The organism is Thiobacillus sp. 65-1402 (genome assembly GCF_001897685.1).
Lineage (GTDB): Bacteria > Pseudomonadota > Gammaproteobacteria > Burkholderiales > Thiobacillaceae > Thiobacillus.
In genome coordinates this window covers 35,138-46,613 of record NZ_MKUG01000024.1, presented here as the reverse complement: position 1 = coordinate 46,613, position 11,476 = coordinate 35,138, and the positions used below count along the sequence as shown (strand labels likewise).

The window sequence follows — 11,476 nt, the reverse complement described above, 5'->3', positions numbered from 1 at the left end:
CCTGGCGGAGCGGGCCGGCAAGCTGCTCGACGAGATCGTGCCCTCCATCAACAAGACCTCCGACCTGGTGCAGGAAATCACCGCCGCCTCGGAAGAGCAGGCCAGCGGGGTGGGGCAGGTGAACGTCGCCATGAACCAGCTCAACCAGGCCACCCAGCAGAACGCCAGCGCCTCGGAAGAGCTGGCCGCCACCGCCGAGGAAATGAGCGGTCAGGCCGAGCAGCTGCAACAGCTGATGGCGTTCTTCAAGGCCGGCAACGCGGCTGCCGCGACGATGCGCCAGGCCGCCGTGAAATCCGCCGCGCCCATGAGGCAGTTGGCCAAGACCGTGCAATCCGTCACCGAACCGGTGGGCGAAGCCGAGTTCGTGCGTTTCTGAGGGGGTGGCCATGAACGCACTGGTCAAGCTTGACAGCCGGGCGGCGCCGCCGTCCGCGGCCGCCCATGAGCCCCGGCAATACCTCACCTTCATGCTGGGGGGCGAGGTGTTCGCCATCGGCATCCTGCACATCAAGGAGATCATCGAGTACGGCCAGCTTACCGCCGTGCCCATGATGCCGGAGTTCATCCGCGGCGTGATCAACCTGCGCGGCGCGGTGGTGCCGGTGGTGGACCTGGCCAGCCGCTTCGGCGGCAAGCCCAGCCAGATCACGCGACGCAGCTGCATCGTCATTCTGGAACTGGAACCCGAGGCGGGCGATCAGGTGATCGGCGTGGTGGTGGATGCGGTCAACGAAGTGCTGGAGATCGCCGCTGCCGACATCGAGCCGCCGCCCTCGTTCGGCACCCGGATCCGCACCGATTTCATCCATGGCATGGGCAAGGTGCAGGAACGTTTCGTCATCATTCTCAACGTCAACAACGTGCTCTCCACCGAGGATCTGGCGATCCTCGGAAAGGCCGCCGCCGACGGGCAGGAGGCGGCGTCCTGAGCCTCCATCACAGCCGGGCCGTCCGCACGAACGCGGCCCGATTCACAACCCGGCCGGGATGCGTTCCGGCCGACCGAAAGGAGCAGCCAGCATGGCGTATCACAGCAATGAGCCGGCGGCTCGATCGACAGACCTGCATGCCATCGTGCGCATCGGCAACGGCATCAGGGAGGTGGAGGATGCCGCCCGTGAGGTGAATCTGGCGGCCTTGAATGCCATGCTGTCTTCCCGCCGCGGCGGCGACAGCGCGGTGGGCTTCCGGGTGGCATCGGCGGAACTGCGCGGGGTTTCCTCCCGCATCGCGGAGGCCATGCATGGCTTGACCGCGCTGGTGTCCGGCATGGTCGGCGAAGTGGCCCAGCGCCAGCGCAGGCAGCGCAACCAGGCCTGTTTCCAGCGGGCGCGGGACAAACAGGCGCACGCCGCCGGCCGGCTGTCGGAAATCCTCGGCGCGCAGGAAGCGGAGATGGTCCGCCTGAACCTGTCGCTCGGCCTCCGGCGGCGCGAACTGCACCTGATGGCAACCCGGGCGCTGCGCCTGTGCGACCTCGGGCTGAGCCTGTCCCGCAGCGCCCTGATCGAGGCCGCGTACGGCGGCGAATCGGCGCCTGCCTTGAGGCAGGTGGCCGAGCAACTGGCCCAGTCCATCCATGCCGTGGCGAGAACGCTGGGTGGCGTGCGCGCCGAAGTGGAGGAGGCGGGCGCATGAAAAGGCTGGAAATCCTGTTTTCGGACGGCCCGCATCAATGGCGGGTGATCGCGCGCGACCCGCAGCGCGCCAGCGCGCTGATCGATACCAACGAATACCTGGTGGCCCACGGCGACGAGGCCATGCTCACCGACCCCGGCGGCATGGAGATTTTTCCGGTGGTGTTTTCCGCCCTGGCGGCCGGCTTCGACCCGGGCCGGGTGAAATGGATATTCGCGTCCCACCAGGACCCCGACGTGGTCAGCAGCCTGAGCCTGTGGCTGGAGTTCAACCCGGCGCTGCGCTGCTATGCCAGCCGCATCTGGGGCAGTTTCCTGCCGCATTACGGCGGCGACGCAAGCACCTTCATCGGCCTGCCCGACGAAGGCGGGAAGATTCCCCTCGGCGGCATCGAGCTGGATGCGGTGCCGGCGCATTACCTGCATTCGTCGGGCAACCTGCATCTGTACGATGCCCGGGCGCGGATACTGTTCAGCGGCGACGTCGGGGCGGCCTTGACGCCGCCGGAGGAGGACGAGTTGTTCGTCACCGATTTCGACCGCCACATCCGCCATGCGCAGGGCTTCCACCGCCGCTTCATGGGCTCCAGGGCGGCCGTGCTGGACTGGTGCGAACGCGCCGCCGCCATGGATATCGACCTGCTCTGTCCCCAGCACGGCTCGATCTACCAGGGGGCGGACGTGATGCGCTTCATCAACTGGTTCGCGGAGCTCGAGGTGGGGTCCGGCCTGCAGGCACCGCGGCCGCAATCGAAGAAAGCTGCATGAGGCCGCCATGCCCGATGCCAAGCGCTGCGACAACGATTTCGCCCGCTTCCGGCAGAGGCTCTTCTTCCCGCGGCGAGGATGCCAGCACCCAGGCGAGGGTGCCGGCCGAGGCCTGGGCGAGACGGCCTGGGAGATCCGGGGATCGGACATCGGCACCCGCGTGCCGGAGCAGGCGCGCGCGGCATGACGGAAAGGCGGACGGGAAGATGCCGGCAACGATTACGGTTTGTTCTTGAGTGTCGCGATTGAGCGGGGGATGCGCCATGTCTGGCCATGAAGCGGGAAAGCGCGCGGCGCCGGCGGGGGACATGCACGTCGCCGGCGTGGCGTTCCTGGTCCTGGCCGCGGCCCTGCTGATCTGGCAGGCCGTGCCGGCGGGACGGTTCGCCCTCGACACGGCCTTCTTTCTGCCGTTCCACATCGTGGTGGAGATGTTCGCCGCTGTGGTGGCTGCGATGGTGTTCATTACCGGCTGGCATATCCACGACAAGAAACGTCCGGCCGCTTCGATGGTGCTGGCCTGCGCATTCCTGGCCGTGGCGGTGCTGGACTTCCTGCATGCCATGTCCTACCCCGGCATGGCGGATTTCATCACCCGCAACACGCCCGGCAAGGCCACGGTCTTCTGGCTGGCGGCGCAATACGCCGCCGCGTTCGCGTTGCTGGCCTTCGTCCTGATGCCCTACCGGCGCATGGGCGACGCCCCCCGGCGCGGCTGGCTGGCCGCGAGCCTGCTGTACGTTCTGCTGGCGGGGTACGTGGGGATGTGGCACGCGGACTGGCTGACGGACAGCGTCCGCGGCGCGCCTTTCACTGCCGCTCTGGAGGCCGGGGCGGCGGCGGCGAACCTCGTTACGCTGGGCCTTCTGCTCTGGCGCCGGCACGAATTCAACCGCCTCTGCCACCATGCCTTGATCTATGCGGTGGCATTCCTGCTGGCGAGCGAGGCTTTCTTCATGCTGCATCCGCAGGCCGCCAGCATGGCCAATGCGCTGAGCCATGTCTACAAGGCGCTGGCCTACCTGTTCCTCTACCGCGCCATTTTCCACAACAGCGTCCTGGCGCCGATCGAGCGCTTCCGGCGGGCGCGCGCAGAGATGGCCGAAATCGAACGGCGCCACCGCGAACTGCTGGAAACCGCGCCCGACGCCATCATGGTGGTGGATGCGCAAGGACATATCCAGATGGTGAACGGGCGCCTGGAGCAGATGTTTGGCTATGCCCGCACGGAGCTGCTGGGGCAGAAAATGGAGATGCTGGTGCCGGACCGGCATCGCGCGCAGCATCATGTCCATCGGCAGAATTTCATCCAGGCGCCAAGCGTTCGCGCCATGACCAGCAAGCTCGATCTGGTCGGGCGCCATAAGAACGGCAGCGAGGTGCCGGTGGACATCGCCCTCAGCACGTTTCAATCCGATGCCGGCATCCAGGTCACGGCATTCATCCGCGACATGAGCGAGCGCCGGCGCATGGAGGCGGATTTCCTCCATCAGGCCACGCACGATGCCCTGACCGGCCTGCCCAATCGCACGCTGTTTCAGGATCGCCTGGTCCAGACCATGATCCAGGCCCGCCGCCATGACCGGCTGATGGCGCTCATCATGCTGGGGCTGGACAATTTCAAGGTCATCAACGACGGGCTGGGGCACCACTACGGCGACCTGCTGCTGACCGAGGCGGCCCATCGCCTGACGGCGGTGCTGCGCCCGGACGACACCGTGGCCCGCCTGGGCGGGGACGAATTCGCGCTGCTGCTGAACGACCTCGGCCACGTCGAGGACGTGGGGCAGGTGGCGGACAAGGTGCTGCAGGCGTTTTCGCGGCCGTTTCGCGTCGGCGACAACGAGGTGTTCGCCAGTGCCAGCCTGGGCGTCACGGTGTTTCCGGTGGATGGCGGGGACGTCACCACCCTGCTGCGCAATGCCGGCGTGGCCATGAACCGGGCCAAGGCGGAGGGGCGCGGCTGCATGCGGCTGTACACCCAGGACCTGAATACGCTCATCCGTGAAAACCTGCTGCTGCAGACCTGTCTTCGCCGCGCCGTGGAGGAGGGGCAGTTCCAGCTGCACTATCAGCCCCAGATCGAGATGGCCAGCCACAGGATTTGCGGCGTCGAAGCCTTGTTGCGCTGGAGCCATGAAGAACTGGGCGAGGTGAGCCCGGCGCGCTTCATTCCGGTTGCCGAGGCGAGCGGCCTGATCGTCCCGATCGGAACCTGGGCGATCCATGCCGCCTGCCGCCAGATCAAGGCCTGGCAGGACGCAGGCCTGCCGACCAAGGTGGCGGTCAACCTGTCGGCCCATCAGTTCCGCCATGGCAATCTGGTGGGCGTGGTGAAGGCGGCTCTGGCGGAGAGCGGCGCATCGCCGGGCCTGCTGGAACTCGAACTGACGGAAAGCGCGCTGATGGGGGAACCGATGGCGGCGGCGCAGGCGCTCGAAGAACTGGAGGAACTGGGGGTCACCATCGCCATCGACGATTTCGGCACGGGCTATTCCTCCCTGGCCTACCTGAAGATGTTCTCGCTTCACAAGCTCAAGATCGACCGTTCCTTCGTCAAGGACGTGACCCACGACGCGGACGACGTCGCCATCGTGCGCGGCCTGGTCGGCCTCGCCCACAGCCTCGAGCTGCGGGTCATCGCCGAGGGCGTGGAAACCGAGGCGCAGCGGGCCGTGCTGGCCGGTTTGGGCTGCAACGGATTTCAGGGCTGGCTATACAGCCGCGCGGTGCCGGGAGAGGAATGCGGCAGGATGCTGGCGGGGGAGGTCCGCGCCCGCTACGGCTGGCCCGGCGCCGGGGGCTGACGCGGCGGGCAGGCCGGCATCGGGATGGCCTTGCGAGGCGCCCGACCAGCCCCGTCCGCCGGCTCCATGCAGCCATGCTGCGGTCATCGCGATGGCGTGTCGGCGTCCTCTTCGGGGGCGGGGGCGAGCGAGCGCAGCTTGAGGTGCAGCGCCGCCTTGGCCAGCAGGTGGGCAGAGACCGGCGCGGTCATGAACAGGAACAGGGCCACCAGGATCTCGTGCAGGCTCAGGTCGCCGTCGAAACTGAAATAGATCGACGAGGCGGCCAGCAGGCAGCCGACGCCGAGGGTGGTGGCCTTGGTGGGGCCGTGCAGGCGGGTGTAGAAATCCCTGAAGCGGACGAGGCCGAGCGAGCCGACGAAGGTGAAGGCGGCGCCGACGAGGATGAGGATGGACAGCAGGATCTCCGGCATGGCGCGCCCCTATTCGATGATGTCGCCGCGCAGCAGGTATTTGCACAGCGCGACGGTGCCGACGAAGCCCATCATCGCGATCAGCAGCGCCGCCTCGAAATAGATCGGGCTGCCGAGGTCGATGCCGAGCAGCACCAGCAGCGCGACGGTGTTCACGTACAGCGTGTCGAGGCCGAGGATGCGGTCGGGCGCGTCGGGGCCGACGACCAGCCGCCAGAAACTGAACAGGAAGGCGAACGCGACCAGCGCGTAGGCGATCGGGATGACGGTATTCAGCATGATTCGAAAATCGCCTTCAGCGGCGCCTCGTAGCGGTGCTTGATCTCGGCCACCGCCGCCGCCGCATCCTCGGTGTCGAGGCTGTGGACGGTGAGGCTGCGGCGGTCTTCGCTCAGCAGCGCCGAGACGGTGCCGGGGGTGAGCGAGATGGTGTTGGCCAGCAGGCTGATCGCGAGATCGCTCGTCAGATCCAGCGGCACGACGATGAAGGCCGGGCGCAGGCGCGACGGCCGGCCGAGAATCAGCCGCGCCACGCGGAAGCTGCCGACCACGATGTCGTACATGACCACGGCGAGATAGCGCAGCAGCATCGGCACGTTGCGGATGCACACTGATTGCGGCCAAAGCGAGGCAGTGGCGAACGGTATCAGCCAGCCCAGCAGCAGGCCCAGCGCGACGTGGCCGGCGGAGACCGTGTTGACCAGCAGCAGCCACAGGATGGCGAGCGTCAGCGTCAGCAGCGGATGCGGCAGCATGCGCGTCATGGACGCGCTCCCAGCACGGCATCGATATAGGCCTGCGGTGCGAGCAGCTGCGCGGCGGTGGCCGTCGCATAGCGGGCCAGCGGGTCGGCCCACACGACCATGTCGGCGAGCAGCAACAGCAGTGCGCCTGCCGGCAGCCAGTCGGCCGCGCGCGGCACCGGCAGCACTTCGGTGCTCGACTGGGTGCGGTAGAACAGCAGGCTGCCGCTGCGCGCCAGCGCGATCACGCCGGCCAGGCCGCCGGCGAGCACCGCGCCCCACATCCAGGTCAGCCATGGCGACTCCAGGGCGGCGCGCAGCAGCATGAACTTGCCGAGAAAGCCCGACAGCGGCGGCAGCCCGGCCATTGCCATCGCCGCGACGAAGAACAGGCCGCCGAGGACGGCGGCGCCGGGCATGGCCGGGCCGGGCTCGAAACGGTCGGCGCATGCGCCGCGCGCGCGGGCAATCGGTTCGGCGAGGAGGAACAGGGCGGCGGTGGCGAACGTGGTGTGCGGCAGGTAGTAGAGGCCGGCTGCGATGCCGTCGACGCTGCCGAGGGCGAAGGCGGCGAGCAGGGTGCCGACCGAGGCGATCGTCAGGTAGGCGATCTGCTGGCGCAGCGCGGTGCTGGCGAGCGCGCCGAGCATGCCGGCGACGAGGGTGGCGAGCGCGAGCGGCATCAGCCAGCCGGCGAGCAGGTTGGCGAGCGCGCCGGCGTCGGCGCCGAACATCAGGCTGGTTACTCGCAGGATGCTGTAGGCGCCGACCTTGGTCATGATCGCGAACAGCGCCGCCACCGGTGCGCTGGTGTGCGCGTAGGCGGCAGGCAGCCACAGGTGCAGCGGCAGCAGCGCCGCCTTCAGCGCGAACACGCCGAACAGCAGCAGGCCGGCCGTCTCGACCAGCGCCAGATTACCGGGCGGCGTGCGCGCCAGCTTGACCGCGAGGTCGGCCATGTTGAGCGTGCCGGCGACGCCGTACAGCGTGCCGACGGCGAACAGGAACAGGGTCGAGCCGGCCAGGTTGATCACCACGAAATGCAGCCCGGCCTTGACCCGCAGCCGCCCGCCGCCGTGCAGCAGCAGGCCGTAGGAGGCGAGCAGCAGGATCTCGAAGAACACGAACAGGTTGAACAGATCGCCGGTGAGGAAGGCGCCGTTGAGGCCGAACAGCTGCAACTGGTACAGCACGTGGAAATGGCGGCCTTGCGTGTCGCTGCCGCGCAGCGCATGCAGCAGCGCGAACAGCGCCACCAGCGCGGTGGCCATCAGCATCCACGCGGCGAGGCGGTCGGCCACCAGCACGATGCCGAAGGGCGCGTCCCAGTTGCCGAGCTTGTAGACGAGCTGGGTGCCGTCGGCGGCGCCCGCCAACAGCGCGAACGCCAGCGGCACCAGCGCCGCCGTCGCGGCGAGGCTGAGGCCGCGCTGCAGCGCGAGCGGCGCGTTGCGCAGCGCCAGCAGCACGATGCCGGCGAGCAGCGGCAGCAGCACCGGCAGGATGGGCAGATGCGTCGCGAGGCCGTTCATCGCGGCGCGTCCTCGTCGCTATGCAGGCCGTCGACGTGGTCGTTGCCGAGTTCGGCACGCGCCTTCAGCGCGAGCACGATGACGAACGCGGTCATGCCGAAGCTGATGACGATGGCGGTGAGCACCAGCGCCTGCGGCAGCGGGTCGGTGTAGGCGGCGGCGTCGGCGATCACCGGCGGCGCGCCGATGGCGAGCCGGCCCATGACGAACAGGAACAGGTTGACCGCGTAGGACAGGAAGGTGAGGCCGAGCACCACCGGGAAGGTCTGGCCGCGCAAGGTGAGGAACACGCCGCAGGCAGTGAGCACGCCGATGGCGAGGGCGATGAGCGCTTCCATCAGGGCGCCGCCTTGCGCTGGCTGCGGCTGTCGTGCAGCGCGCCGAGATTGACCAGGATCAAGAGCGTGGCGCCGACGACGACGAGGAAGACGCCGAGGTCGAACGCCATCGCCGAGGCGAGTTCGAATTCGCCGACCAGCGGCCAGCGCAGGTGGCCGAAAGTCGAGGTGAGGAAGGGATGGCCGAACGCCCAGCTGGCCAGGCCGGTGAAGGTGGCGAGCCCGAGCCCTGCGGCGATCACCGGCTGGGTCGCGCCGGACAGCCGCTCGCGCATCCAGGCGCTGCCGTGGGCGAGATACTGCACGATCAGCGCCACCGCCGTCACCAGGCCGGCGATGAAGCCGCCGCCCGGCTGGTTGTGGCCGCGCAGCAGGATGAACACGGCGACCAGCAGCGCCAGCGGCAGCAGCAGCTGGGTCAGCGTGGCCATGATCACGGGATGGGGATCGCGGTTCCAGGCGCGCCCGGCGGCGTCGGCATCGGGCGCGTCGAGGCGCAGGTTCTCCAGCAGGGCGTAGATGCCGAGTCCGGCGAGCGCCAGCACGGTGATCTCGCCCAGGGTGTCGTAGCCGCGGAAGTCGACCAGGATGACGTTGACGACGTTCTTGCCGCCGCCGCCCGGCACGCTGTTCTCCAGGAAATAGCCGGCGATGGTGTCGTAGGGCCGCGTCAGCACTGCCCACGCCAGCAGCGCGGTGCCGCCGCCGGCGGCCAGCGCGATCGCGCCGTCGCGCCAGACGCGGCCGCGGTCGCGTTCGCGCGCGGCATGCTGCGGCAGGAAATGCAGCGCCAGCAGCAGCAGCACGATGGTGACGACCTCCACCGACAGCTGGGTCAGTGCGAGGTCGGGGGCGGAGAACCTGACGAAGGCGAGCGACACGATCAGGCCGACCACGCCGATGGTGATCAGCGCGGCCAGACGCTGGCGATGCAGCCACACGGTGGCGAGCGAGGCGACGATCAGGGTGGCGCCGGCCAGCAGGCTGACCGGGTCGAGCGGCAGGCCGGCGCGGCTGCCGGCGAGCGGCGTGTCGCTGCCGAGCCACGGCGCGACGCCGAGCGCCAGCGCGGCCGCCAGAAACAGCAATACCTGCCGCTGCAGCGAGCCGCTGTCGATGCGGCGGGTGAGCCAGCCCGACACGACGAACAGCGCGTCGAGCAGCGCGTCGTAGGCCGCCCGCGCGTCGAGACGGCCGAGGCCGCGTTCATGCAGCGCGAACAGCGGGCGGCGCAGCGCGTAGATCGCCGCGCCGCCGGCCAGCGCGACGAGGCTCATCGCCAGCGCCTGGTTGAAGCCGTGCCACAGCGCCAGACGGTATTCCGGCGGCGGCGCCTGCAGCGCATCCGCCGCCGCCACCGCCAGCAGCGGCGCGACGGTGAGCGCCGGCGCGATGCCGACCACCAGGCACAGCACCACCAGGATTTCCACCGGCAGCTTCATCCAGCGTGGCGGCTCGTGCGGCGTGCGCGGCAGGTCCACCGGTTCGCCGTTGAAGAATACGTCGTGAATGAAGCGGATCGAGTAGGCCACCGCCAGCGCGCCGGCCAGCGTCACCAGTGCGGGCAGCAGCCAGCCGCCGACGAGGCTTGCGGAAATCTGCGCCGCCTCGGCAAAGAACATTTCCTTGGAGAGAAAACCGTTCAGCAGCGGCACCCCGGCCATCGCCGCCGCCGCCACCATCGCCAGCGTCGCGGTGTAGGGCATGAACTTCCACAGGCCGTGCAAGCGCCGCATGTCGCGGGTGCCGGCCTCGTGGTCGATGATGCCGGCGGCCATGAACAGCGAGGCCTTGAAGGTGGCGTGGTTGATGATGTGGAACACGCCCGCCACTGCCGCCAGCGGGGTCGACAGCCCGAACAGCAGGGTGATCAGGCCGAGATGGCTGATGGTCGAGTAGGCCAGCAGGCCCTTGAGGTCGTGCTTGAACAAGGCGGCATAGGCGCCGAGCAGCAGCGTGGCGAGGCCGGCGCCGGAGACCAGCCAGAACCATTCCGGGGTGCCGGAGAGCGCCGGGTAGAGGCGCGCCAGCAGGAATACTCCGGCCTTCACCATGGTCGCCGAATGCAGGTAGGCCGACACCGGGGTGGGTGCCGCCATCGCGTGCGGCAGCCAGAAATGGAAGGGGAACTGCGCCGACTTGGTGAACGCGCCGAGCAGGATCAGCACCAGCGTCGGCACGTAGAGTGGATGGCCGCGGATCAGGTCGCCGGCGGCGAACACGTCGGCCAGCGCGTAGCTGCCGACGATGTGACCGAGCAGCAGGAAACCGCCCAGCATCGCGAAGCCGCCCAGGCCGGTGACCGCCAGCGCCATGCGCGCGCCCTGGCGCGCTTCCTCGCGGTGCTGCCAGTAGCTGATCAAGAGGAAGGACGACAGGCTGGTGAGTTCCCAGAAAATCAGCAGCTGGATCAGGTTTTCCGACAGCACGATGCCGAGCATCGAGCCCATGAACAGCATCAGGTAGCTGTAGAAGCGCCCCATGCTGTCGCGCTCGGACAGGTAGTAGCGCGCGTACAGCACGATCAAGAGGCCGATGCCAAGAATCAGCCCGGCGAACAGCAGCGCCAGGCCGTCGAGGCGGAAGGCGAGGTTGAGGCCGAGCGCCGGCATCCAGTCGTGCTGCTGGATCAGCGTGCTGCCGGCGAACGGCAGGGGGAAAGCGGGCGCCAGCCACAGCAGCGCGGCCAGCGTAACCGCGCCCGCCGCCCAGGCGGCATGCGAACGTCCGCGGCGGGATGCCAGCGCAACCAGGGCTGCGCCCACGAATGGAGTCAGGACAGCGAAGAACAGCGTCATCGATAGGGAATCGGGATGGCCGGCCTGTGGCCGGAAGACGCGGCCATTCTAACGTGAGTCGGAGACGCGCAGAACCTGCGGAGGCCATGCGCCATGCGCCGCCGGCCATTGTTCGCGGGCATCGCGGGCAGCCCCGAAGCGGGGGCAGGCAACGCCGACGCCCCGGCAAGTCCATGTCAACCCGCGCCTGCGGCAATCCTGTCGCTAGCTCGTGGAATCGGCTCCGTGGGATTTCTCGCACATGAGACAGGCGGACGTTTCGCAAGCGCTTGAATGTAACCGACTGATTTTGAATGCTTATGTTTCAAGGCTGCATTGTCTCTCGCCCGGGCTGTCCGGAAGTTGGGACAGCTTTCATGCGGATGTCCGCCTCCCCGCCCGGCTTTTTTCAGAAAAAAACCATTTCATTCAATCGGATAGATGTGCTGGTACGCCCC

The 11,476-nt window shown here is 68.4% G+C and carries 11 protein-coding genes and 1 pseudogene; 6 read left to right on the top strand and 6 right to left on the bottom strand.

The genetic code is table 11. The features are described 5' to 3' along the window. The 6 genes and pseudogenes from BGO62_RS02290 to BGO62_RS02265 all read left to right on the top strand — a co-directional run. A pseudogene (locus BGO62_RS02290) lies at window positions 1-379 on the top strand (methyl-accepting chemotaxis protein); the annotation flags it as partial. Between the two features lie 10 nt (window positions 380-389). Beyond that, window positions 390-932, top strand: a complete 543-nt coding sequence (locus tag BGO62_RS02285) for a chemotaxis protein CheW (RefSeq protein ID WP_296638962.1) — start codon at window positions 390-392, stop codon at window positions 930-932. Window positions 933-1,023: 91 nt separating this feature from the next. After that, on the top strand, window positions 1,024-1,641 hold the full coding sequence (locus BGO62_RS02280) for a hypothetical protein (protein ID WP_296638961.1): 618 nt from the start codon (window positions 1,024-1,026) through the stop codon (window positions 1,639-1,641). Continuing rightward, window positions 1,638-2,408, top strand: a complete 771-nt coding sequence (locus tag BGO62_RS02275; protein ID WP_296638960.1) for an MBL fold metallo-hydrolase — start codon at window positions 1,638-1,640, stop codon at window positions 2,406-2,408. The genes BGO62_RS02280 and BGO62_RS02275 overlap by 4 nt, the downstream gene beginning before the upstream one ends. Window positions 2,409-2,415: 7 nt before the next feature. After that, window positions 2,416-2,595, top strand: coding sequence for a hypothetical protein (locus tag BGO62_RS02270; RefSeq protein WP_296638959.1), 180 nt, complete (start codon window positions 2,416-2,418; stop codon window positions 2,593-2,595). A gap of 76 nt (window positions 2,596-2,671) precedes the next feature. After that, window positions 2,672-5,215 carry an EAL domain-containing protein gene (locus tag BGO62_RS02265; RefSeq protein WP_296638958.1) on the top strand — a complete coding sequence of 848 codons (2,544 nt, stop codon included), beginning with the start codon at window positions 2,672-2,674 and terminating at the stop codon, window positions 5,213-5,215. A gap of 83 nt (window positions 5,216-5,298) precedes the next feature. Here the strand turns inward: BGO62_RS02265 and BGO62_RS02260 are convergent, their stop codons facing one another. The 6 genes from BGO62_RS02260 to BGO62_RS02235 are packed head-to-tail and all read right to left on the bottom strand — an operon-like array spanning window position 5,299 to window position 11,039. Continuing rightward, window positions 5,299-5,628, bottom strand: a complete 330-nt coding sequence (locus tag BGO62_RS02260; protein ID WP_296638957.1) for a Na+/H+ antiporter subunit G — start codon at window positions 5,626-5,628, stop codon at window positions 5,299-5,301. A 9-nt stretch (window positions 5,629-5,637) separates the two neighbouring features. Continuing rightward, window positions 5,638-5,907 carry a K+/H+ antiporter subunit F gene (locus BGO62_RS02255; RefSeq protein ID WP_296638956.1) on the bottom strand — a complete coding sequence of 90 codons (270 nt, stop codon included), beginning with the start codon at window positions 5,905-5,907 and terminating at the stop codon, window positions 5,638-5,640. Continuing rightward, the gene (locus BGO62_RS02250; protein WP_296638955.1) at window positions 5,901-6,392 is read right to left on the bottom strand and encodes a Na+/H+ antiporter subunit E; all 492 of its coding nucleotides are present in this window, start codon (window positions 6,390-6,392) and stop codon (window positions 5,901-5,903) included. The genes BGO62_RS02255 and BGO62_RS02250 overlap by 7 nt, the downstream gene beginning before the upstream one ends. Continuing rightward, window positions 6,389-7,903, bottom strand: coding sequence for a monovalent cation/H+ antiporter subunit D (locus BGO62_RS02245; RefSeq protein ID WP_296638954.1), 1,515 nt, complete (start codon window positions 7,901-7,903; stop codon window positions 6,389-6,391). The genes BGO62_RS02250 and BGO62_RS02245 overlap by 4 nt, the downstream gene beginning before the upstream one ends. Next, window positions 7,900-8,241 (bottom strand): Na+/H+ antiporter subunit C, encoded by a 342-nt coding sequence (locus BGO62_RS02240; RefSeq protein WP_296638953.1) that lies wholly within the window; start codon window positions 8,239-8,241, stop codon window positions 7,900-7,902. The genes BGO62_RS02245 and BGO62_RS02240 overlap by 4 nt, the downstream gene beginning before the upstream one ends. Next, on the bottom strand, window positions 8,241-11,039 hold the full coding sequence (locus BGO62_RS02235; protein ID WP_296638952.1) for a monovalent cation/H+ antiporter subunit A: 2,799 nt from the start codon (window positions 11,037-11,039) through the stop codon (window positions 8,241-8,243). Before BGO62_RS02235 ends, BGO62_RS02240 begins: the two co-directional genes overlap by 1 nt. Between the last annotated feature and the right edge of the window lie 437 nt (window positions 11,040-11,476).